Consider the following 24,266-nt stretch of genomic DNA (forward strand, 5'->3'; position numbering starts at 1 on the left):
TGGGTGGTCACGTTGCTCGTTAACCGTAGATCCCATCATCTCTGCCGGCGAAATCGCTGCGGTTAGTGGTAACGAGGTTGTGGTGCGTTCAGCGGTAGATCAACTGGCAACGGAATCGGGTCAGTCATGGCCTGTGACCTGCTCTGCAGCGGCTCTCTGGCTTGATGTGTGTAGCGAGTTTGCTGCGAAGGGGCCGACTGGTGCTAGACAACCGCTCCGGCGCTCATGTTAGCCGCCCTCCTACAGCACTCTGCCTCTCAGTCACTTCGCATACTGCAGTAGCTGCCTACCATGCTGTTGTTAGAGCCCTTACGCCAGCGTGGGTGGTGCCTGGCCAATTCGACAGGCAAAAAAAAACCCCGCTAAGGCGGGGTCGTGGGGTTTATCAGAATGCGAACTTTGGATCACCTGTATCCACTGCACCATTCGGCGTTTGGCTGTTTGGCGTTGCAGCATCAGCTGATGGCATTTGCTGGCTAGCTGGCTTTACTTTGGGTGAAACCGAGAGGCTGATGAATGGTGCTCCACCGTCAACGCCTTCCTTACGCCATCCCGCGATCCGCATTTCGTGGTTGAAGCCGAAGCTCCCCGCGTAGTCGGGACCCTTTTCCTTCTTGTCGGCCTCCTTGAAGAGGCTCGCGTTGATGCCACCCACCGACAGCGAATAGAACTTATCGTTCGTACCCTGCTTCTGCTTGACCCAGACGGCTACCTCAAGCTTGAGCTTCTGGTTGCGCTCCTTGTTCAGCGGGAACTCCATGTAGCCGACCATCACAGGTGCTGCGTCAGACGTGCGGTTCTTGTTTTCAAAGATGGTTCCAGAGCCTTCACTCAATACCAGTGCAATAGACATGCGTTTCTCCAGATCTGATTTGGGGGCGTTTACGCCATAGGTTGTACTGCTGATATGCAGCACATGGTTGTGTATCCGCTATGTAACACGTAAACGTACGCTATATGAATCGAATGATAGCAGGTTGTGGTTTGGCTCCGTGAACCTAAAGCACGCGAAGGATAGGACGGTACTCCATTGTGGTGGTACAGGACCTACCTAGGACCTGCTAGCACAAACCGTGGGAATGGGTACTGGCCTATATCCGCTAATCGAGTCAGCCGTGCTCGCTCCCTAGTCAGCCCGGATGATGCCTGTCGGCTTTCCACAACCAGAGCTGACCGTTGGGTTTTGCCGCTAAAGGTTGAGTCGCTTGGGCAGCATCAAACCAGGATCTATGGCCTGGCATGAGACATCCCTTTTCACTGTGAAATGCCAGGGACCAACCAGGCAGAGACACACGTCCTGGAACAGCGATCGAGGTGCCCTAGTTTTCACAGTGAAAAGTCTCAACCTTCTCGTGTTTCAAGCCTTGGCATGTGGCTCTGTACCTGGGAAACCTTTTCACTGTGAAAAGCCCGCGAGATGTTGATCGGCCTGCTCGTGTAAATCAGGTCTGGTCAGGCGACGCTTCGTTGATGCTCCGAATGATTGAGTCGCTTGGGAAGCATCAAGCTGTTCCCCCTTGGGGCAGCGCAGGTCTACCTTTTCACGGTGAAATGGTTGGAGCCACTCAAGTGGAGTCATCTACTGGAAAGTAGGTACATGCGTTAACAGCAAAAGCTGAGAGTCGTGGTGCTTGGAACTTAGAATCTGGTGACCAGGTTTCTACAGTGAAAACCTGGCATATCTCGTTCGAGCTGCTCTCGGCCAGTGGCTCTAAGCCGGGGATGCCTTTTCACTGTGAAAAGCTATCCATGATGAGGGTCGACCTGCCGGTGTGCATCAGGTAGAGGCGGAGCGACCGTACAAGCGTTACCCAAACAAGGGCTAAGGCGCTGGGTAGCATCAGCCCAGCAGCTCGGGACTGTTCCTTTTCACTGTGAAATGCAAGGCCCCCTCCGGCAAGACAGCTCTTAAGGTGCAACTGCATCCCATGGCCGGTAGATGGTTTGAGGCACACAGCCTGGATCGGAAAATGAGGCGCGATTTTCACAGTGAAAAAATCAGGCAGGTCGCGTGCTTGCGCCCTTGGCCAGTTGCTCAAGATCAGGGAGAGATCTTTTCACAGTGAAAAGCCCAGCGGGATGCGTATCAGCCTGCCCGTGTTAACCGGCTCGCCTCACGACCAAGAACCTGGTTGTACCCAGTGAAAGGCTGCAGCTTTTGGACTGCATCAGGTCCCATTGAGTCGACGTTTGGGTATTCCCTTTCACTGTGAAAGGGCGGCTTAAGCCTATTTGAGAGCGTGGGGGGCCTATCCTCGTCATCCCCAATGCTTGCCACTATATGTGGATCGTTCGAGGCGCAGATGACGTCCAGGAAAGCTCATGATTTCACTGTGAAAGGGTGGTGATTAAAACCCTCGCCATGGGGTTGAGTGCTTGCAGTTGATGCGTGGTCATTCACAGTGAAAAGACAGGCAGGCCGAGTGTAGGACTGCCCAGACCAGTCTGAGCAGCTGGTTCGTTCACCGGCCCATGTTGAGGTGCTTTTCACTGTGAAAGGGTGAGCGGATCTGATCGACACCGACATCAGCCTGTGGGAGATGCCAGTGATATCGCTCTCGTTGATCTTAGAGCTCAGTTCTGGAGCGCAGCCTGTAGCCGGCAGTCAGGACGGGGCTCCAGTCTCATTGGGAAGCGTGTATGAGAGCTACAAATTCCCCCAGTCGGCGCGCAGTGGCTGGAGGCGAGGAGTCGGCCTGGGCGAGGGGCAAGCTCGATGGACCTTTTCACAGTGAAACGGTCTCCACGCGGGCATCTTCGTTGCTGCCCAAGCAGGTAGGACGATGTGCACAGTGGTAACTGTGCAGTGTGCAGTTATCACTGTGCAGTTATCACTGTGCAGTATGCAGTGAATGGTGCGTTGTGCGTGTTGGTTTGAGCAGCAAGATCTGATCACCAGGCTAATGCCGACTGTTAAGTCAGACGCCTGGTTGCGGATTCCACGGTCATCTGGCCACCCATTCCATGAGCATCTGACCACCGATTCCATGGTGATCCGGCCACCCATTCCACGCGTATCCGACCACTGATTCCACGGCCATCCGGCCACTCAACCGGGCAGGCAGTAACGCAGGATTTCTTCACTACCATCGACCTCTTTTTCGAAGCAGAGAGGTCGTCGTGGAGCGTTTATCCATGCGTAAGATTCGCGAAGTACTTCGTCTCAAGTTCGAGGTCGGGCTATCGGCTCGCCAGATTGCAGTCAGTGTGCAGGTCGGTCGTGTCACCGTCGGCGATTACCTCTGTCGCTTTGCCGCCAGCGGCCTCAGTTGGCCCTGTTCGTTGTCCGATGCGGAGTTGGAGCAGCAGCTGTTCCCGCCATCGCCGGCGGTGCCCAGTGAGCAGCGGCCACTGCCTGATTGGTCTTGGGTGCACGCCGAGCTGCGTCGCCCCGGCGTGACCTTGGCGCTGCTCTGGCAGGAGTATCGCCTCAGCCAGCCGAAAGGCTTTCAGTACAGCTGGTTCTGCGAGCACTACCGGGCCTGGCAGGGCAGGCTGGACGTGGTGATGCGTCAGGAGCATCGCGTCGGCGAGAAGTTGTTCGTCGACTACGCCGGGCAGACGGTGCCGGTGATCGACCGCCACAGCGGCGAGATCCGCCAGGCGCAGGTGTTCGTCGCGGTGCTCGGCGCATCCAGCTACACCTTCGCCGAAGCCACCTGGTCGCAGCAGTTACCTGACTGGCTGGGCTCCCATGCCCGCTGCTTCGCCTTCCTCGGCGGCGTGCCGGAGATCGTGGTGCCGGACAACCTGCGAAGCGCGGTGAGTAAGAGCCATCGCTACGAGCCGGACATCAACCCCAGCTACCGCGATCTGGCCGAGCACTATGGCGTGGCGGTGGTGCCGGCGCGGGCACGCAAACCGCGCGACAAGGCCAAGGCCGAAGTCGGCGTGCAGGTGGTCGAGCGCTGGATCCTCGCCGCGCTGAGGAACCGCCAGTTCTTCTCCCTGGATGAACTCAACAGCGCTATCGCCGGGTTGCTGGAGCGGCTCAACCGACGACCGTTTCGCAAGCTGCCGGGCTCCCGGCACTCGGCCTTCGAAGCCCTGGATCGTCCAGCGCTGCGCCCACTGCCGGAGCAGCCCTACGTCCATGCCGAGTGGAAGAAGGCGCGGGTGCACATCGACTACCACGTCGAGGTCGATGGGCACTACTACTCGGTGCCGTACCAACTGGTGAAGAAACAACTGGAAGTACGCCTGACAGCGCGCACGGTGGAGTGCTTCCACGCCAATCAGCGGGTGGCCAGCCACCTGCGCTCAGCGCACAAGGGCCGGCACAGCACACAGGCCGAGCACATGCCCAAGAGCCATCGCGAGCACGCCGAGTGGACGCCGCAACGGCTGATCCGCTGGGCCGAGCAGACCGGACCGAACACCGCCGGCGTGATCGGCCACATCCTCGAACGGCGCATCCACCCGACTCACGGCTACCGGGCCTGCCTGGGCATCCTGCGCCTGGGCAAGACCCATGGCGAAGTGCGTCTGGAGCTGGCCTGCCGTCGCGCCCTCAGCCTCGGTGCGTGCAGCTACAAGAGCCTCGAATCGATCCTGCGCCAGGGTTTGGAAAGCCTGCCGTTGGCTCAAGCCAACCTGCCCCTGCTGCCGGACGACCACGCCAACCTGCGCGGCCCCGGCTACTACCACTGAACCCAAGGAAACTCACCATGCTGCCCCATCCGACCCTGGACAAGCTGCAAACCCTGCGCCTGCACGGCATGCTCAAGGCGCTGAACGAACAACTGAAAACCCCGGACATCGACAGCCTGAGCTTCGAGGAACGCCTCGGCCTGCTGGTCGACCGCGAGCTGACTGAACGCGACGACAAGCGCCTGAGCAGCCGCCTGCGCCAGGCCCGGCTCAAGCACAACGCCTGCCTCGAAGACATCGACTACCGCAGCCCGCGCGGGCTGGATAAGGCGCTGATCCTGCAACTGAGCGGCGGCCAGTGGCTACGCGACGGCCTCAACCTGATTATCGGCGGCCCCACCGGCGTGGGCAAAACCTGGCTGGCCTGCGCCCTGGCCCACCAGGCCTGCCGAGAGGGCTACAGCGTGCGTTACCTGCGCTTGCCGCGCCTACTGGAGGAGTTGGGCCTGGCTCACGGCGACGGGCGCTTCGCCAAGCTGATGAGCAGCTACGCCAAGACCGACCTGCTGATCCTCGATGACTGGGGTCTGGCCCCGTTCACCGCCGAACAGCGTCGCGACATGCTGGAGCTACTGGATGATCGCTACGGCCAGCGCTCGACCCTGGTCACCAGCCAGATGCCGGTGGACAACTGGCACGAACTGATCGGCGATCCGACCCTGGCCGATGCCATCCTCGACCGCCTGGTGCACAACGCTTATCGGATCAATCTGAAGGGGGAATCGATGCGCAAACAGACGAAGAAATTGACGACACCGAGCGCCTCAGACTAACAATGCAACCCCTGCGTCGCTGCGCTCCGACTGCCCGGCCGGATGGCCGTGGAACAGGTGGCCAGATGGCCGTGGAATGCCTGGCCAGATGAGAGTGGACTGGGTGGCCGGATGGCGTGGAATCCGCAGCCTGGTCGGGACACCCCCGATGATGAGTGAAATTTTCACTGTGAAAAGATGCGAGCGAGCTGATTTTCACAGTGAAAACTGGGCAACGGAACCTGGAATTTCACTGTGAAAAATAGGAGCTAAAAGGAGAAAACGCAGGATGAGATTTTCACAGTGAAATCGTGAAAAGCCAGAAATATCAGAGGATTAACCGGGGGAGGGCGTAGACGCCACGCCGCCGGAGGACCCGGCGGCGGAGTGGCAGCGAATTAGCTACGAGCTTTGAGCATCTCCTCGATGTAGGCGAGGACCTCCGCTGGATCAATGCCTTTGGGAGGGGTGAGGATCAACTTGCGCCCATCAATACGAGCGTCCAATTGGGTGCGCTCTTTATAGTCGATCTGCCGTGGAGGGATTGGTGCTTGAGGAGAAGTCTTGCGCCGGACCTCGCCCTTGGCCCAGTTGATTGCGCTGTCCTGGGACGCACCTTCTTTAATTCGGTTGGCGGCTGCCAGTACGGTTTCAGTATGTCCCTTGTCAGCTAGAGCAACCATCTCCGAGACAACCCTATTACCAATCAGGTCAGGATCTTCTTCCAGCAGTGAAATGACACCCACAGGCAGCTTGAAATAAGCAAGGCAGCGGCTGATCGTGGCCATGCTACGGCCGACACGGCGGGAAAGCTCCGCCTGGGATTGCACAACCTTGTCATCGAGAAGCTTCTTGTAACTCGCACCTCGCTCGAAATCAGTAAGGTCTTCCCGGGCGTCGTTGTCCGTAACCGACAAGATAGCCGCTTCAGCATCCGACAGATTACGGATGAGCGCGTAGATGTGGTCTTTGCGGAGCAGCTCATGGGCTAGGAACCGGCGCTCACCGGCAATCAGCTCGAAAGTACCGTCCGCTAGAGGGCGAACGATAATCGCGTTGTTGAGGCCTTTATCTTCAATCGTGTTTGCGAGAAGACCCAGCTTCTCAGGGTCGAACTTGCGGCGTGGCTGATACGTGCCTCGGCGTATGAGCGTCAAAGGCAAGAACGTCGCCTCGCCTGGCAAGCGCTCCCCGCTCAAGATTATGTCATCAAGGCCCGGCTCATGAACGTGATCCGCCTGAGCAACAGGTGCACGATCAAGCGGCTCTTTTGAGCTGCTTGTGTCCTCATCAAGGTGCAACTCACTCAGCACATCACTCATCGGCCGGAGGTTGGCCTCCGGAATCACTTTAGGTACGTGAACACCTTGAATGCTGCTCGTACCCTCAGCTGTCGGGATTACGGTTGGTTTGCCAATTGGGCTAGAGCTCCTCATTTACCCTTCTCCAAAACCGTTTTGATTCTTCCAACCATTTCCTCAAATACGCTTCGGAACGCCCCCAGAGAGTTTTCGCTACCTTGCTTCCAGAGGGAGAGAGGAACACCGTCTTCCAAGCTTTTCGAGTAGTCCTCGGAGTGGAACAACTGTTGTTCTGTGACCTTGCCGGGGAACAAGCTGGACAAGCGAGCGAGGTTAGCTTGTAGACGTGGGCGGTTGCGCATGTACATGGTGGGAATTGCAACGATCTCTGGGGCCCGGCCGAAATCGGAGCTCATTTCATTGATCTTGTGCGCCAGACGGGAAAGTGCACGGAAGGAGAATTTGTCCATACGGATAGGGCACAGCAGGAAATCAGCAGCGGCAAGGCTGTTACGGGAAAGCATAGTTCCAGAGGGTGCGTTATCCATGATGATCACATCATAGCTCGACAGGTCGCAGTGCGGCAGAAGGCCTTTGCGGGCTCGCTCGATGAAAAGCGAATACCGGAAGTCGGCGCCCTGGGCATTCCGTAGCACAACGTCCATGTCGTCCAGAGAATCAAACGCTGGGATGAGGTGAGGGCCATGCTCGCCGAAAGGTTTCTTGATTACCTGGTCTAGCGTCATCTCAGTGAAGTTACCGAGGCGGATCAAGTTGCCGAGATGGCCCTCAACAGCTCTATCAGCAGGGAGGCCAAGCTCTACAAGCTCTTCGGTTGTTTGGTCAGGATCATAGCCCAGCATGCTGGACACATCGGCTTGAGGATCGTTGTCGATGATCAGGGTTTTGAATCCCGCCAAAGCGAACTCGATGCCGATATTGCAGGTCGTGGTGGTTTTTGCGGTGCCACCCTTCTGTACGTACGTAGAGCAGGTGATGGGGCGGGAAAAGCCTTTAGTGTTTCCATTCCCGCGACGAATCGAGGCGATCAAAAACATGTCAGCGAGCGTGTAGCTACGAACCTCAACGGATCCACGAGCTACACGAGCGATGTTGAGGTCGTTTTCCTTCTCTATGGCCTTGAGGGTCTGAGTGCTTATCATCAAGCGTTCAGCCACAAATTGTGGGGTGAAGGTTAACTGAGTGAAATCAGTGAAAGTGTACTGATCGAGGGGAGTAGCAGCTGCAGTCATGTGATTTACCAGTGCCAAGTAGGTAGGATGACCGCATTCTCATACGAATCCATACGGTCAGACAAGCATAAATGCGTTTCTACCAGATAGAGATAGGCCATAAACCGAAGTTTGTCATTAGGTCAGATCTCGAAGAACCAGCTGTCAACCGCATGACTGAATTGATAGTTAGACCGTTTTGCGGCATGAAATGTCGAGGGTAGGGCGTTCAGGATTAGGTAAGGGAGAGGCACAAAACAAAGGACAACTAGGCAGGGGGCCTAGAGCGAGCCCCGCGGTTGGCCAGGCATCGAGCGAGGTGAAGTAGGTCACGGAGCTCATAGGTGTGTCGGAGCTCAGGGCTCAGCAGACCTGTGCAGCGCTTGGCGCGACCTCATTCTGCGGCAGCGGCCAGCCGCTCGACCTCGATGCCGGCGGCCTTTGGCCTGCGGCAACACTACCGGTGTAGTCGCGGTGTGCTTAGTGTTTGGACGACCCCTGCATGCAAAGCGTCGTCTTCAGTGTGCAGATATCGGCTGGTTGTTTCGATTTTGCTGTGACCAGCCAGCGCCTTGATCATCACCAGGTCGCCGGTAGCTTTAGCCAGGTGGCTAAAGCACGAGTGGCGGAGCCAGTGTGTTGAGGCCTCTTCAAGCCGGTCGGCTAAATCAAATAGGCTGCGCTCAACAGCGAGGGCTGCAGCGCGATGCATGATGTCTTTGATCGATTTCAGGATGGTGTCGTTATGGGCGCGTTTGAGCTTTGAGTTCGAGGCTAGGAGGAGGGGGGTTGTGTCCTTAACTGGAACCTCACGTGGCAAACCGAACGCTTCGCGATACTGCAGTAGGTCCTCATAGAGATCATCGGATATCGGTACATCTCGAATTTTGTTCCGCTTGCCCAGGACCTCCAACCACAGAACCCCGCTAGCAGAGCGCCTGATCTTGCCCATGGTTGCCCCAGTCGCTTCGAACGTCCGCACACCGGTCATGTAAAACAGGCTCAGCATGAAATGGTCACGGGCCCGTTTGCGTGGGCTTTTGGTCGCTGCAATAGCCTCGAATGCCAAGGCGATGGCAGCCTCGGGCAGCAGTCGCTTGATTGTTAAGTCCACTTCGACCTGTGGCTTTGCCACGAGCGATACGGGGTTCGCTTTCAGGCGTCCACCCTTGATCATCCATTTGTACATGCTGCCAATCTGGATCAAGGCATACTGCTGGGATGCTTTACTAAGAGGTCCTGCAAATGGTCTCCAGTCTGGGTTCGAGCGCTTGTGCTTTGTAGGTGATACCCAAACCTCAGTCGGCTGGGGGTTATCCATAAAGTCGATGTACTGGTTGATGTCCATCACCGTGATCTGTGAGAGCTGCTTACCCAGGGTGTGCATTGCCCAGAGAATGAACCTCTCCACTTCCTTTTGCATAACGCGCCTGGTCTTCGGATTTTTTCCTTTGGCATGGAGCCACATCCAGGCTGCTTCGATGTCGCTATCCGCTTGGATTACATCGACCTGATCAAAGTCGTCAGCTGACTCGCGATCGAGCAGAGCAACTTCTGACTTGGCCTGGAGGTAAGGAATTCCGTGTACGGCTGGAGAGTTCGTGCTCATCGTATGTCTCGCGTTTTGCCGTTGTAGACAAGGCAGTCGTCAATCTCATCGGGCTCGAACCAGCGCTGCGCCCCTGATGGTGCTTCGCACTGGTACTCTTCCTGTGCACCTCCAGCCGAATCGACGCCTTCCCGTGTGGCGATCACCACCAGGATGGCCCCATACGCTGCAAAGTTGTCGATCTCCCTGTCGACGACAAGCTCGGCGCCGCGGGTTAGGTACCGTCTCCAACGATAGCCGTCGGTATAGGCACCGGCGAAATCGTCGTCATCATCATCATGATCCCAATTGAAAGGCTTGGGTGTCGCAGCAGGGGGCGCTATCGCTTGAGGCATTTCAGTCGATGCTTCATGGACTGCAGTTGTCTTGCGCGGCCGTTTTGTTGGTGGCGCCAGCACTAGTCGAGCTGCCTTAACGGCGGCCTGTTCGTTAGGGCTCAGTGTAGGTAGAGCTCGCGCCAGATCGTCCCATTTACAGTCCCGGTCGTCGTCTGCTGCGATGCGGCTCATGTGCTCAGGGCGAATTGACCATCGGCAAGCCACATCTGCCATGCGCCATCCCTTCTGAACGATCAGTTGCTTGAAGTCATCTCGGGACAGTTTCCCCGGGCGCAAGAGCAGCAGCCCACGAGAAATCTTTGCATTTTTGGCTTGATCCACAGCGCAAGTCTTTTGTGGTGAAAGCCCTGATTTTAGGGCCTTTCATGGTGAAATCAAGTGGCTGGATGAGCTAGGTCGACTATGTCCGGTAAGCCCTGAAATGAGCCCAAATAACCGGATCCTCACGCGCTCCTGTGTGAAATCTGACGACCTTAGCCCCTGCGAGTTGATCAGAATCGACGTAGGAGCGGCATTCGAGGGCGGTTCAAACAAACCCTGGAAGGCGCTGCGGCTCATGAGCAAGGTGAAGCTGTGCTTTTGCTATGTCCTCGGAAGTAATTCTTAGGATGCTTGCGGAACTAATTCCCAGACCATGGCGTTTTTCCTCCAAGTCCACGAATTACTTCCGGTCGTTGGCTGTCATGCCTCGGATCGTGTGGATTGCCGCCGGCGTCCGTCTGCTCGACATAGAGGGCTTCTGAAGGTTTTCTGCAACTGGTCGGACCTTGGCCGGGCAGCGGTCGCTCCGTGCTAAGCTTTGGAGGATGAGCATGGATCGATTCGACGATGGTGCTCCGCGGATGCCGTGCCGCTTTGCTTTCGCATGTTTAACTGTGGTTGTGCATTTTTCGCATATATGACTGTGGTTTCGCATTTTTAGCTGACGTAGACACTTGATCTCCAGCGCAAGCAAAATTTCCAGAACCCCTTGTCCATAAGGGTTTAGCGAGAAATCAAAAACGCCTCTCTGTAAAGCCAGCTACTGATAGCGATGGGCTTTTAGAGGGGCGTTTTTTTGCCATCTGAAAAATTCGTGATAATCGGAGATATTCACGAATTTATGGCTTCATGGATATGTATCGTATGATACACAATACATTTTTGTAGTTTTCGGGGCGTGGGTGTAAGCTCCGTCCAGGGCCGCACCGCCCCGTCTGATGGGCGCGACCTTGTTGCAAGCCAGCCTCTCGCCGAGCTTGTCGACGCACAGCCTTCTGACTTTTACCTATCTACCTATCAGGTTACGGCTAATGACCAGCACCGGAATTTCATCTGACAAAAGGCTAAGTACGCGGGATCTTGTGCATCTCTACGCGAGGGAGCTACTTGATGCGGGGCGCGAAGTGCGCCAGGCGGATATTCGTGAGTGCATTTACGCCAACCACGACATAAAGGCCTCGCCCAACCTGGTGTACGAGGAGATCAAGAAATTCTGGAGCGAGATAGGCCCTGTCCTGAGTGCCAGGCTGCGAAGACCTGGTGTTCCTGACGCGGTGTGCGAGAAGCTCGATGAGATCTGGGATGTGGCTCTGAGAGCGGCAACTGACTCCCATGCGGTTGAGCGTAAAGCCCTTGAGGCGGAGGCCGCAGCTGCCGTAGTTGCGGCAAGGGTGGCGCAGGAAAATGAACGGACTGCTTCAGCGAGCCTTGAGGCCCAGCGCCGAGAGCTGGCCGGACTCATGGCGGACAAGGAGCGGCTGACTGACCAATTGGATCAGGTGAGCGCTGATGTTCGACAGCTCCAAGCAGAGCTCGCAGAGCTCAATGCAAAGCTCGTTTCCTCAAGCCAGTCGCATAACGAGGAAATCAAGCGCCTTCAGGAAGTGCACCACGGTGCAATCGAGCGCGCCCAGGAGATGCATCGTGGAGAGCTTGAGCGCCTTCAGGAGCAGCTCAAGGCAGCCAACACGGCGACAGAGACTGCCCAAGCTAAGGCCGAGACCGCCCGGGTTGCCGCAGAGCAGCACCTTGAGAAGACCGAGAACCACTTGATGATGGAGACCGCAAGGGTTCGGGACGATGAGAGAGCCAAAACAGAGAGGGTCAGCAAGGAGCTGCAGCAATCGTTGACGCTGATTGACCAGTTAAGGATTCAGCGATCGAAAGCCACTGACGAAGCGGCTGAGATGCGTGGTCGGTTAGAGGCTACCCAGCAGGGTCTGCGCGCCCTAGAGGCCCAGAACAAGGAGCTAAGAGAGTTGAACACCACCCTGCAGACTGCCCTGCTGGAAGGCTTGAGGGATGCCAAGGCGGGATCGCTAGCAGCAGACGAATAGTTTGCCTTATTGACATTTTGTCAATTTGTCAAGTGCTTATTGAATGTTTCTGATGGATGGTGGTATCTTTGTGATGCATCATTTGGTGCACCAACATAAATGAGGAAATTACATGGAAATTAACCGCAAGACTTCATCGGACACCGACACCAACCTGAAAGCACTTCTGGATGTGTTCGCCCAAAACAACTTCCAAACAGTCATCTTTTTCGCAAGTACTACCGTCGGTGGGTCAGATGATGATGGTCCAGACACGAACTGGCCATTGATGGCGGCCTTGGTTCAGACCCTTCAAGGCAATTATGATATTTACGATGGATTGTTCCTGACCGCAAAACGGTACCCGCGCTACATGGAGGTGAAGAGCGTGCTGGATGCAGCCGTAGCGGTTAGCAACGGGAGCGTTCACTTTGCGCCAGCACCACTGCCGTTCACTGCTGGCAAAACGAAGGAGGACGCTCTTGCGGTGATGCTTTCAGTCCAAACCAAGGTGTTTGACCAAGATTCGCGAGCAGATTATTTCAGGCTGCTGAGCCGAGTGACCGAAAAGCAGCTCGCTGACATGCACAATTGATCATGCCTCCCTGGCTTTCTACGTGACAGCCAGGGAGTCATGGTCAGGGTCAGCAGCTCATAGGTCCAGTTGCATCGGTGCAACCGGAATGCCCACCATCACCACTCCAGGTGCAGCCTCTACAGTGGGCAACTTCTCGGTTCGAATTAGCGTGCTCAATTTCAGTTTAGGGTCGTAGATCATCAGGTCGGCCTCCAGCACGTAATCAAATCCATCCCTTGTCCCACAGATCGGAATTTCTGCCGCTTTCACTGCTGCGCGGATACCTTGCAGCTGCTCAGCTGAGCTGGATTTTTTCTTCCTAGGTGCAACGAATGCAGTGAAGTTGGCGCCCGCCTCTGCAAGTGCCTTGAGCGCCGCAGCCTCGGCAGCGGGGCTTACCCTCCGCGTTGGTACAGCGTCTGGATCAGGGATAGCTACCGCTACAGAAACGGAAACGACTGGGGCGTCATTATTCGGTACAGTGGCAGGGTAAGTACCCTCTTGTTCTGGCGCTGAAAGCCCACTTTGCTCGGTTGTATTCACCGGCGGAGGCTCACTGATCGCGAACGCGCCGAACACATCATCAACATCATCGACGTCATCGTTACCAGGCTGCCCAGATTCCAGATTTAGGAAGTCATCCTCTGGTTCTGCCTCTGGCCCCGGCCCAAACGAGCTGAGCGACAAGCTCTGTAGATCGTCGTCTAGTAGGTCGTCATCATCACCGCCGCTCACGATCGGGTCGTCATCATCTAGTGCCGCTTGCGCATCAGCTGACATACCAGTTTGAGCGTCGTGCTCGTCGCTGGCCTCGTTAGCCGCGGTGCGGGCTGGCGAGGAGCTTTGATGTGCGTTTACATTGGTCGTCATAGCACCTGGTTTCGCTCCACTGGTGACAGCAGTTGCAGGTTGACCCTGCTCCACATCAGGCTGAGCTTGTGGTGCTGGTGCTGGTGCTGGTGCTGGTGCTGGTGCTGGTGCTGGTGCTGGTTGTGGCTTCGGCTTCTCTTCCTGCTTGCCGGCGATGTTCACCTTCGCTGCAATCTCAGCGCTGAACCCGCGAGCAACAATCGCCCGAAGCGCATCAGCTTCAGTGATACCCAGGTTGTGTGTGAACAATGGGCGCTCGATGTCCAGCTTGGTACCCATGTTGGGCAAACCACTGAGGCCGGCAAGCTCGGGGGTCGTGGCAACTGGCAGTACAATGATGCAAGGCTCCCAGGTAGTCAGATGTGCACCTGTTTGTGCGTTGCGCAATGACACCGAGTACATCGGCAAGAACCGGCTCATGTCGGCATGATTGTGCCGCGAGTACAGTAGCCCTTTTTCCTGGAGGGTTGTCATCAGGTTGAGGGTCATGCGGTAACGGCCCTCACCCTCCTCCAACGACCAGCCCATTTTGGCCAAGATCAGAGACCGTAGGTCCTTTTCCCTGATGACGATCAGTCCGTCATGCTTCTGAGCAATTTTGAGCGTGGAGTCCTTGGCCTGGTCACCGGTGCCGTTTACCCTGCCGTACTCCGTGATGATCTCGACGAAGCAGTGATAAATGGCGTTGGACTCGTCCTCAGAAATCTCGTGATCACTCAGTGTCTCTGTGATACTCGACTCGGCCGTGCCGGTCTTCTTGTCTACCAGGATCAAGAACTCCATGAGGGCTGTCATGCGGTCATCCAGGCTAAGGCCATTGCGGTCAACCGGGAAATCACTTGGGTGGTGGTAATGTGCAATGACCAGGTTCACGGCTTGTCGATCGCGTGCAGGGAGGGCCCAGTATTCTGGGAAGCGAGCAAGAATTCTCGCACCCAGGGCGTCGTGGGAGATGCGGTTGTCATCCTGAGGGGTGAGCGCTCCGCCCTCCTCCTGGGTTTTCACGCTACCGTCGGGTAGGAGGACGTAGGCTTCGAGCTTCCCGATATCGTGCGCCAGGCCCAGAATCGGGATCAGTGGATCAGTAGCGTCAAATCGATATTCCTTGTTCTTCAGGTCGATGATTTTGAACTTGGGCTTTCCACGGGCCTTTACGTAAACCCCGTCGAATACGTAAGTGCCAGCGTCCTCCAGCGCGGTGTCTGCCACGGCCAGACAATGCTCCCAAAGCCGGCGATTTCCGTGCCCCCCTTTGCGATGCGATGCGGGGAAGTGAGCATGTGCAGAATAGGTATCCCAGATGGCCCAGAAGAACGCTACATGGGCTGGCCACTTCTTCTCATTGGCGGCAACCCAGGCGAGCACTTTTTTGCTTGCAATGGGTAGGCGCTTTGACGCAGCCTCGACGCGAGGTAAAGCCAAGGTGGGCATAGGAACTTTGCCGAGCGTCGAGCGGGCGCCGTTGAGGGTGTTTCCTTTCTTGCCGGCGTACAGCTTGTTCAGTGCAGACAACCTGGTGAACCAGATAAACCAGACACCGATGAACAGGCCGGAAACAACACCCAGAATCCAGTGTGAGACGTTGTAGCCCACCAGAGGCCAGCTATCTAAAAACTCTATAGGAGAACCGCCGAAGGCCCGGGCAGTGAGCAAAAGCCACCAGAAACCGAACACGATGGCCGTTGCGCGTATGACCTTGTTGTTGGCGTTCACAGGAAAGCTCCGCTGTCTGTCTGGATCGTTGGAGACGGCGCCCCGTCAGAACTTGCTGGTTGTTCCTTCGGTACCGGAGTCCCGTTATTGTCTTTCACGGTGTTAGAGCACCCACCGCCCCCCTTCACAAAGCCACTGCAACCCCAGAAAGGAGACTTTTCAGCATTCCGCAGGTACATGGGTTTACCGCAGAGGTCACATGGAAATGACTTCGGCCGCTCCACTGGATCGCCGTCGCGATCGTTCATGGTGTGATTGCACTGCTCTCGATCAACGCAGGCCCAGAAGTGCCCTTTGGGGGCTTTGATTTTGCGCATGCCGCCTTGGCATTTCGGGCAGGAAACGACATTCCCTTTGGAGTCCCGAGTGTTCGCCGTCGGGTCGAAGTAAAACTCGACCTTGCCGGTGTCGAGCAGCTTCAGCCCTGCCTCGAACTTGGTGGATTTCTTCGGATTGACAAAGCCCTTGAGCCCAAGCACTACCTTGTCCCGGAGCAAAGTTTCTGCTTCCGATACTTTTAGCATGCGACTGGCAATCTCCCGCCATATGGAAAATCCGCACTGCCGCTCGCACATGAACGTTCGGGCCTGGATCTCAACTGCGCCACCACAGGTGGGGCAAAGAGCGCCAAGCTTCTTGACCTGGACACCTGCGTATTTGTTCTTGATGGTGTCGAGGATTGCCGTCGTCAACTCTGCAAGCTCGGACTTAAAAGCGTCCCGCTTGTACGCCCCCTTTTCCATCTGACGGAGCTTGTGCTCCCATTCCCCGGTGAGAACTGGCGACGTAAGGGCATCGATGCCGTTGTCGACCAGGAAACGGTAGACAGTCATCCCCTTTGCGCTGGGAGCAAAGTACTTCTTCTGCTGGATGAGATAGGGCTCTTTCTTTCGGCCGGCACCGTCCTTGGTGGATTGGAGCGATTCGATCATTGCAGAGCGCGTGACCGGTGTACCCAGTCCCCGCTCTTTCATCGCCTCACGAAGGTCTTCATCCTCTACCAGGCGCCCTGCCGTCTCCATCGCGCCCAGCAACGTGTCCTCGGTGTACCGTTCTGGAGGCTTGGTTTTGAGCATCTTCAGCTCGATGCCCTGCGGAGTGACTGACTCTCCCTTGACGTACCGTGCGAGCTCTTTCTTGTCGTCGGAGTCACCATCTCGATCGGTTGCGTCCTCGACGATCCCGGCTCCGTAAACCACCATCCAGCCTGGGGAGACAAGCACACGACCAGTCGACCTGAAGAGTTCGTCAGCCACCGTCGTAAGCCGGACAGTCACCGAATACTCAGCCGCTGGATGGAAAACGGCAATGAAGCGCTTGACGATCATGTCATAGATTTTCTGAACGTCCGGCTCTAGGTCCCCTGCTCGCTTTCCGGTAGGAATGATTGCGAAGTGGTCCGACACCTTCGTCGAGTCGAAAATCTTCTTGTTGGGTCGCACCCAGCCTTCATCTAGCACGCGTTGCGCGTGCTCTGCATAGGGGGTTCCTCCAAACATCCCCATGACCTTCTTCGTGTCGTTGATTGCGTCATCAGGGAGGTAAGCCGAGTCTGTTCGTGGGTAAGTGGTGAGGCTGAGCTCCAGGTAAAGCTTCTGCGCAATCTCCAGCGTGTAAGCTGCAGAAAATCCAAGCTTGCGGTTCGCCTCGCGCTGAAGTGAGGTGAGGTCGTATAGCTTGCCAGGGCCTGTCTGGGCAGGCTTGACTTCATCCACCACACTGCTCGGTGCTACTCCAGAGCACTTGCTGATCAGAGCATCCGCTTTTGCTCGATCCATGATCCGGTGCTGGGATCCGCCCTTCGCCTCGGAGGGCTGTGGTGCCACCCACTTGCCGGTGTATTTACCAGCGGCCACCCCAAAACTGCCGTGCACCTCCCAATAGGGAACCGGTCGGAAGGTTAGAATGGCCAGCTCCAGAGCACAAACCAGGGACAGCGTAGGGGTCTGCACGCGGCCGAGCGGGAAGATCTCTGCTTTGGCTGTCTCACGCTCGTAGAGGCGGGAAATCCCCCGACTTGCGTTAATGCCTACGATGTAGTCGCCCTCGCCTCGTATCTCAGCCGCCATTGCAAGGTTGTCGAAGTCAGCGCCGGGCTGCATATTCTTGTATGCCTGGCGGATGGCGTCATCGACCATGGATCTCATCCACATCCGAAGCATCGGCTTTGTGCACCCAGCCATCTTGTAAATGAGCCGAAAAATCAGTTCACCCTCGCGGCCGGCGTCACACGCGTTCGCTACAGCAGTGACATCCGGGCGCCGCATAAGGCGTTGAAGCACGTTGTAGAACTTGGCCTTGGGCTCGATGACCCTCAGGTCGAAATGGTCAGGGATCACTGGCAAATTGCCGATGTCCCGCCCGGCCTTGGCCATTTCCTCGGAGTAGATTTCAACCAGGTGGCCGGCCGCGGGGGCAAGAATTGCGTTCTCGCTCTCAAGCCATGTTTCCACCTTACTGAAGCCCCCGACCGCTTGCGCGATAGAGACCGCTACGGTTGCTTTTTCAGTGATGATCAGTGTCTTGCCCATTGCGGCTTAGTCTTCCAATACAGAATTTGATTTCTTCCTCAGCTGCCGGCTGTGACTGATGGCTGAGAAACAAAAAAGCCACCGACTCCAATGCTGGATCTCGATGGCTTCACGAAACGGGTTGAGGCAGCCCCAGCTTAATCGTCCTGTTGCTCACCTGGGGTTGCAGGCTTGCTTGCCGACTCAGAACCAAAGGCCGATGCGAACAAAGCGCTGCGTTCTGCACCGCCTTCTTTCGGTTGCGAAGCTTGAGTGCCGTGGCTCTTGAACAGTTCAGCGGCCCAGCCCGGCACGATCTTGATATGACCTGAATCGGGGGTCACAGGAGCCGGCATATCTTTGGCCTGGATGTATGGGATCTTGGACACCTCAGCGATCCCTGTTTCCTCATCAGGCAGGGAGATGGCCTTGACGTCCATACGGAACTCACCGTTGACGATGATGGGCATGCCGCGGGCAAGCTTTTCGGACAGCGGCTGCAGATTACGCCCATACCACCGAACAGGGATGCAGGCATCGGTGTCTTTCGACTGTCGAATCAGCACCACCAGGCGGTCGTTGATTGGCGTACCGTCCACGGGGTGTCGCCGGTTGCGTTCCAGATTCTTGGCTTGGATGAAGCCTGCAATGCGAATCTGGTTCGAGGCGTTTTTGTTGAGATCCATCGCCTTCCAGTCGAAGGAGTCGAGACGGTCTTCAGTACCGGCGCCGGGCTGCTGCTCCAGCGCTGCAACCGAGGCCGGAGTGCCAGAGTCTTTTGCGGCGGCATGTACGACAGCATCCCACTTCCGCATAAAGTCATCCCGGAAGCGGCCGCCCAGGTGCATAACGTTCGGCGCCTCGAAACGGATGCTCTTGAGCCGTGCAATACGGTTTTCACCCTGCATGGCGCCATCGGTGTGAACGAACGCCATGATGAGGTCCCACTCCTTGATCTCCCGAGGAATCGGCGACTTCTTGGGGTCGTAGTGGATGGGAAGCATGTGGTTTTCCGAACGGGTCTGCTGGATGAAACAGAGACCTTCGACCGGATCATTGAACCGCAGGACGCCGGCGATGTAGCCAGAGTTGAGCATCCCGTTTGGATACGAATAGGAATCAGGCTTCCGCTTTGCGTCCTGGGGCAGCATTGAGTACCTCGATACGTGAATGGCGTGGTTTTCCAAAGAATACGCAACACGTACCAATAATACAAGATGAATCAAAATCGTCTTGTCTCGCGTGAAGCGCCCGCAGAGCTACCGCCACAGGGACACACCAGGTCAAAGAAGTCTCTTTTTCCACCGGAACAAGAGATTTGAATCTTGTTGTTAACTGTGTAGAATCTTTTCCATTTAATACTGGATTTCTCTGCTTTATTTGTCTAGAGAGCGTCCCGAATCATGTTAGACGCCGCGACCAAACCGGAGCCGCACAATGCCCAAAGCTAGCGACAAGACCGCAAGTGAATCGACAGGACGGCAGTCTCAAGCGCCTGCCAAAGCACCTGCAAAAGCTGCTGCGAAGCCAGTAGCTCGAAAACGTGTTGCTGAGGCCGAGGCACAGGCTCCTCAGGCTGCCGCCACGCCTAAGAGACCTCGTGCTTCAGCCAAGGCCAAAGCAGCGCCAAAAGAAAATTCACCTGCAGCAAAAAGCACTCGAAACACCATGCCAGGCTCCCGCCTCGTCAAGCTGATTAAGAAGGTGATCGTCGATCGAGGGCTGCCCGACCGTGCAATTGCCGATGTCATGGGTATCACAGTCATCTACTGGAACTCCCTGGCTAACGGGAATCGCCAGATTCGGTCGCTTGGCAAAGAAAAGCTGTCGTTGGTGGCCGACTTCCTTGGTCTTCCGCTCATCCAAGTTTACAACCTGGCTGATTTCTTCACGCCAGAAGATTTTGTCTACAAAAAAGATCTTGATGAGCAACTCTGGCTGTCGATTGAGAAGATGGGCAGCGATCCCACCTGGGTTGGCTATATCCCGAAACAGGAAGAATGGGATCAAACCCCTCTCGCCGTTCGCATGACCATGGTGTTGCTGTATGAGCAGCTCTCCGGGCGCCAGCTGTTGGCTAAGGCGGAAATCGAGCTGCCTCATCTGAAAGGCTCGCCGACTGCTTAACCCACATCCATAGAGAAAAAAAGAAACCCCGGTCATTGACCGGGGTTTTTTGTGGGTTAGAAAATGAACGCAGTTGTTAAAGCCTGCGAGTTCGTATCCGATGCTACCGCCTTCTCAGGCTCGATTAGGGGTTGATCAGGTGCTGTTCCAAAGAAGACATTATCTTCTGACTTATGACTAGTTGGAAGTGGTGGGATCACCGAGACTTCAGGGACAATAGTCACCTCATCGTGTTCGACTTGTGGCTGAACAGAGGAAGGCGCCGAATTACTGAAGAAAACGCTGTCTTGATCCACTACTGAGGCCGGATCTGACGCTTCAACACTCAACGGATCAAACTCAGTCGCATGTTCTCCAAGAATCTTTTCAGGATCCATGCAGAATGACAGCAAGCTAGATACCTGAATGTAAGCAAGTCCTTCAATGCTCGGTCCGCTAGGGACAGCCGCTAATACCGAAGCACACATCTGTTCCAGGTTAGAGAACTTGCTTGAGAGAACGCTCATCGCTTCAGCTTTGTCCTGAACGCGACGAATCAAGCCCAAGATCCTTGATGTGGTTTTCCCGTTGCCTTTGCGAGTCCAGGAGCGATTAACGTCCTCCGCAATCTCTAATGCAGCTTGCCCGACTAAGCCTTTGACCTCCTTTTGAAGCGCATCATCTTCACCAAAGTAGCTGGTGTCGTTGATACGAATCGCCGAAGTGTCGAATGTCAGCATCCTTTCAAGTACTGAAACCTGAGGAGCATGCTGGCGGATCAAGTCTGCACGAGACTTACCACCCTGTGTTACACCTGCGTTAGTAGCCGAACTAGCCCAGTCCTCTACCATTTTTGGAAGACCGCTGAGGAATTTAGCTTTCTCCTCTAGGTACTTCTCTTTAATCGCATTAAGTACTTTTGCAAGCTCTTTGGCGTGCTGAGTAGGAACGAAGTACCCTCGGATACGATTGTTCACCTTGCGAGATACCCCTACCTTGAGAATCTCTCGCTTTGCTTCCGACCGGGACTTGTTGACCCAGGCAAACGAGCCTGAAGGCAGCATGCGGCCAACCTCACGGATGAAGTCGTCGCCATCAACTGTCTTCTCACCGGTGCTGCCACCAATGATGTAGTCAAAAAGCACAACATCCTGAAGGATGCTGATACCCAGGTCATCGGTTTGATTGGTTGTGCTCATGATGGCTCTCCTGAAATTGAAAGAACGGATCTCTTGCGAAAGACCCAGTGTCAGGAGATGTCTCACAGGCGCCCATAAACGAAAAAACCCCGGCGAACCGGGGTATGGTGAAGCGTTAGACGGTACCGACGATGGTCGACCAGATCTTCAAGATCGACGCGGCTTCATGGTGTTGAGCAAAATCCAGAACCGTCATTTGGAGAGCCAGTTTCTGGCTTTCCTCGGTCGTTTTCCCCATCTGCATGAGCAGCCTGTAGTTCATCGCCCAGTTCAGCACGTTCCGGGTGGTGATTGTGAAGTTAAGGGCCATGCCACCAGCCCCAGCGTCCTCAGTCAGAGCAATGAAATTGGCTCTGATCTTGGCAGCCAGGGTTGCCATCGCTTGCGCGATGACCACGGGGGTGCCGGTCTGCTCAACAATGAGGTTGGCCTCCCGGCCTTCCTCCATGTAGTTGCAGTACATGACGTTGAAACGGTCAATCGTGGCGATGTTCATTTTCTTCGTGCCCCTGTAACCCGCAGCACTACCTCCTTTACCGCCAGCGGAACCGCTACCATTCGTGTTGCCGGTAGCTGCGATCAAACAACCTGGCGCGATGTGAATCAACTCGCCAGTCTGATCAAGGAAGATTGGCTTACCATCGAGGATTCCATTGAGGCCCATTTGGATCTGAGGTGGCAACTGATCGAACTCGTCCAGGAGAAGAATGGAGTTAGGGGTTTTAGCCCACTGACACACCTTCCCGTTGATCCACTGCATCCCGTCAGGGCCGCAGAGTTTCCAGCTACCGAACAGGTCGGAAAGCGTAGATTCTTCAGAGCACTGGACTGTAAACACCGATCTGCCCGTCCGTGACGCGAAGGCTTCTACCAAGGTTGTTTTACCAGCGCCAGAGGGGCCGTAAATGTAGGTCGCTTTCTTGATGGAGGCCTTGAAAAAGTCCTGTGCAAGTCCAGCTGAGGCTGCCCAAACGATTAAGCGAGTTAGTAAATCCGGATCAAAACTGTATGGAACAATTTTTGGGGTGAACCGGGTTTCTTTGAAGATTTTGGTCTGCAAGCCAACAAAAAATGGCGCGTCGGTACCAAAAACTTCTGGTGCAAGACGAACAGCGATTGGGTTGAGTGTGTCGATTACGGCGTCGAGTTGTGGCTCATTGATGGACTGAAAAGCGGTCATGATCGATTCCCTGTAGACAATGGATGGCCTCTTGCGAAGGCCTGGTACAAGGGGATGCCTAACACGCGTGTAGAAGAATAAAAAAACCGGACCCCAAGGAGTCCGGCTGGTCTTACGTTGTGGTCTATACGAAACCCTGCTTAAGCGCCGCAAATACGGCTGTAGCCAGGTCGTTGTCAGTCTTAGCTACACCACAGGCCATCCCAGCATCCTGGAATAGGTTGTAGTGTTCATCACCGATCAGGACGAAGCGTACTTCGATTCCCATGAGCGCTGCCTCGTCAACGGCCGACCTCAGCATGTCGCTGTTACCTGGGTCGCCATCGGTGATGACAATCAGGATCCTGCGCGCCTCCGGCCGGTCAATGAGTTTCTTCAGCGCCCATACCACAGCAAGGTGAGTTTTCGTTTGTCCCTTGGGAGTAGGCATATACCGTTGCAGCGTGCTAGCCCAGCTATCTTCAAATGCGTGCCATTCCCGAATCACCGTGTTGTAAGTGGCAATTCCGACAGGTATGGACGTATTATTCAACACCTCACCCACTGCGACCGAAACACGGTTACAAGCTTCTTGCGCTGTGATCCTGTTGTCGTCCTTACCTTTTTCAGGTTCGGGTCCAAGTCGACTTCTCATGGACGAACTTTCATCACCCAACAAATAAAAGCAGGTGTCGATTTCCTCCGCTTGCTTTCTTTTGGTGAAGATCTGATCGTCGCCTACTGCGTACCGCCAAAGTTTTCGGGTGTTAAGTCTTCCCTCGTTTGTTGTCAAAACCTCATTTTGGGTAATAGCTTCAATAAACTGTTCGAAGGTTGCAGATAGCATTGCTGCCGTTTTCTGAGCGCCAGCCCGAAGAAGGCGTCGATTTTCAAATGATCCGCCAGACTTCGACAGACTCATTTCCTGCATCTCGTTGGATAAGTCTGGTTGATATCCGCCAGCCCGATTCTGATTGACCCCAGGCAGGCTAGAGCAAATTATATCTTCCAAACCTTTTGCATAACTTCCGCAGTCACTCTGGCTTGCGCTAAGGACTTGGTTGAGAGCGTCTGAGATATCTCCTGGTTGACCTTTCCCTTCAGTCTGACCCGGAGAACCGGGCTCGCCTTGCGTGTCGGACGGGCTACCAGGGCCTTGCTCGGGCGCAGCCGTTTGTTGGTCCTTGGTAAGTTTCAGCAGATCGACAATTTCATTGGCAGCTTTGTTTGCCCCCTGAGTATCCGGTGCATTGCACCCTTTCACTGCAATTGCCTTGACTTGATCAACTAGCGCCGCTCCAAATGTTGCGACAGCAAGAGCACGGTAAGCGAGAGAGAACTCCTGCAGGCAGGTTTGTTCAAGGAGCTCGCTCCGAAGCTCAGTGACCAGCCAGGCGACCAAGATTGACTGAGGGGTTTCTTGGCCAGCGACAGGCCCGTGAAAAATCCCTCTTTTCTTCAGGATCTTTAGGGCGTTGTGGATATTGGTGTTGGCTCCACGAAAGCGTGGCTTTGCCAAAAGCTCGCCTCGTGGATCCTCAAGAACGTTCAGCAATGTTCCGGAGATATCTGGTTTCATCACGACGGAGAAATCCGTGTGAAGGCCATGACAGAGGATTTCATGGTCGAGTAGACCATTAATCAGTTCGAGATCTTCCTCAGTACCCATAGCAGCGGTCAGTGGCAAGGTCAGTAGCAACCCGCCAGACTCCTGGTGATCAGGGCCAATCGAAGCCGTTTTGATATTCCCCCAGATGATGCGCACCCGTCGACCCGCCTTGTTCGCTTCCGCGATCAGCAGATGGGTGTAAAGGTAAATGTGGCGCATCGAGACGTTGGACTTTGCAGGAAGCTGCGTTTGAGCGAGACCCATGGATATCCCCTTTTGTTGAATGACGGCATCGGCTATGCCTACGCCTTACAAAGGGAGATGCTTGACACGTGATTGGAAAA

At 55.5% G+C, this 24,266-nt stretch carries 16 protein-coding genes; 5 read left to right on the forward strand and 11 right to left on the reverse strand.

All coding sequences use genetic code 11. The features are described from left to right. Window positions 1-385: 385 nt before the first annotated feature. Complete coding sequence (locus J5X93_RS26780) at window positions 386-853, reverse strand: hypothetical protein (protein ID WP_250035006.1); 468 nt, start codon at window positions 851-853, stop codon at window positions 386-388. Window positions 854-3,135: 2,282 nt separating this feature from the next. Between J5X93_RS26780 and istA the strand changes: the two genes are divergently transcribed. After that, a complete protein-coding gene (gene istA, locus J5X93_RS26785; protein ID WP_218816148.1) occupies window positions 3,136-4,650 on the forward strand; it encodes an IS21 family transposase in 1,515 nt (504 codons plus the stop codon). A gap of 17 nt (window positions 4,651-4,667) precedes the next feature. Then, a complete protein-coding gene (gene istB / locus J5X93_RS26790) occupies window positions 4,668-5,423 on the forward strand; it encodes an IS21-like element helper ATPase IstB (RefSeq protein WP_250034212.1) in 756 nt (251 codons plus the stop codon). A gap of 377 nt (window positions 5,424-5,800) precedes the next feature. Here istB and J5X93_RS26795 read toward each other — a convergent pair whose 3' ends face one another. The 4 genes from J5X93_RS26795 to J5X93_RS26810 form a co-directional block, all read right to left on the reverse strand. Beyond that, window positions 5,801-6,724 carry a ParB/RepB/Spo0J family partition protein gene (locus tag J5X93_RS26795; RefSeq protein ID WP_177328664.1) on the reverse strand — a complete coding sequence of 308 codons (924 nt, stop codon included), beginning with the start codon at window positions 6,722-6,724 and terminating at the stop codon, window positions 5,801-5,803. 110 nt (window positions 6,725-6,834) lie between these two features. Further along, window positions 6,835-7,956: a ParA family protein gene (locus tag J5X93_RS26800; RefSeq protein ID WP_004574780.1), complete on the reverse strand. Its 1,122-nt coding sequence runs from the start codon at window positions 7,954-7,956 to the stop codon at window positions 6,835-6,837. Window positions 7,957-8,392: 436 nt separating this feature from the next. Then, a complete protein-coding gene (locus J5X93_RS26805; protein ID WP_004574781.1) occupies window positions 8,393-9,544 on the reverse strand; it encodes a tyrosine-type recombinase/integrase in 1,152 nt (383 codons plus the stop codon). After that, on the reverse strand, window positions 9,541-10,203 hold the full coding sequence (locus J5X93_RS26810; protein WP_250035004.1) for a hypothetical protein: 663 nt from the start codon (window positions 10,201-10,203) through the stop codon (window positions 9,541-9,543). Before J5X93_RS26810 ends, J5X93_RS26805 begins: the two co-directional genes overlap by 4 nt. 971 nt (window positions 10,204-11,174) lie before the next feature. Between J5X93_RS26810 and J5X93_RS26815 the strand changes: the two genes are divergently transcribed. Together J5X93_RS26815 and J5X93_RS26820 are read left to right on the forward strand one after the other, a co-directional pair. Next, a complete protein-coding gene (locus tag J5X93_RS26815) occupies window positions 11,175-12,200 on the forward strand; it encodes a DNA-binding protein (protein ID WP_023662220.1) in 1,026 nt (341 codons plus the stop codon). A 112-nt stretch (window positions 12,201-12,312) separates the two neighbouring features. Further along, a complete protein-coding gene (locus J5X93_RS26820; RefSeq protein WP_023662221.1) occupies window positions 12,313-12,774 on the forward strand; it encodes a hypothetical protein in 462 nt (153 codons plus the stop codon). Window positions 12,775-12,831: 57 nt separating this feature from the next. On the opposite strand, the gene J5X93_RS26825 is transcribed toward J5X93_RS26820, so the two are convergent. The 3 genes from J5X93_RS26825 to J5X93_RS26835 all read right to left on the reverse strand — a co-directional run bounded on the left by J5X93_RS26825 (window position 12,832) and on the right by J5X93_RS26835 (window position 19,000). Next, window positions 12,832-15,339 carry an HD domain-containing protein gene (locus J5X93_RS26825; RefSeq protein WP_172688362.1) on the reverse strand — a complete coding sequence of 836 codons (2,508 nt, stop codon included), beginning with the start codon at window positions 15,337-15,339 and terminating at the stop codon, window positions 12,832-12,834. Beyond that, window positions 15,336-17,870, reverse strand: coding sequence for a DNA topoisomerase (locus J5X93_RS26830; protein WP_024717739.1), 2,535 nt, complete (start codon window positions 17,868-17,870; stop codon window positions 15,336-15,338). Before J5X93_RS26830 ends, J5X93_RS26825 begins: the two co-directional genes overlap by 4 nt. A gap of 137 nt (window positions 17,871-18,007) precedes the next feature. Beyond that, window positions 18,008-19,000, reverse strand: a complete 993-nt coding sequence (locus J5X93_RS26835) for a hypothetical protein (RefSeq protein ID WP_023662224.1) — start codon at window positions 18,998-19,000, stop codon at window positions 18,008-18,010. 286 nt (window positions 19,001-19,286) lie between these two features. Here J5X93_RS26835 and J5X93_RS26840 point away from each other — a divergent pair, with 286 nt between their 5' ends. Next, window positions 19,287-19,976 (forward strand): XRE family transcriptional regulator, encoded by a 690-nt coding sequence (locus J5X93_RS26840; protein WP_223817440.1) that lies wholly within the window; start codon window positions 19,287-19,289, stop codon window positions 19,974-19,976. Between the two features lie 56 nt (window positions 19,977-20,032). Here the strand turns inward: J5X93_RS26840 and J5X93_RS26845 are convergent, their stop codons facing one another. The 3 genes from J5X93_RS26845 to J5X93_RS26855 all read right to left on the reverse strand — a co-directional run bounded on the left by J5X93_RS26845 (window position 20,033) and on the right by J5X93_RS26855 (window position 24,186). Continuing rightward, complete coding sequence (locus J5X93_RS26845) at window positions 20,033-21,154, reverse strand: DUF3150 domain-containing protein (protein WP_023662226.1); 1,122 nt, start codon at window positions 21,152-21,154, stop codon at window positions 20,033-20,035. Window positions 21,155-21,269: 115 nt separating this feature from the next. Continuing rightward, window positions 21,270-22,334, reverse strand: coding sequence for an AAA family ATPase (locus J5X93_RS26850; protein ID WP_023662227.1), 1,065 nt, complete (start codon window positions 22,332-22,334; stop codon window positions 21,270-21,272). A 124-nt stretch (window positions 22,335-22,458) separates the two neighbouring features. Next, the gene (locus J5X93_RS26855) at window positions 22,459-24,186 is read right to left on the reverse strand and encodes a VWA domain-containing protein (RefSeq protein WP_023662228.1); all 1,728 of its coding nucleotides are present in this window, start codon (window positions 24,184-24,186) and stop codon (window positions 22,459-22,461) included. Window positions 24,187-24,266 lie beyond the last annotated feature (80 nt).

The organism is Pseudomonas sp. BYT-1 (assembly GCF_023611805.1).
In the GTDB taxonomy this organism is placed as follows: domain Bacteria; phylum Pseudomonadota; class Gammaproteobacteria; order Pseudomonadales; family Pseudomonadaceae; genus Aquipseudomonas; species Aquipseudomonas guariconensis.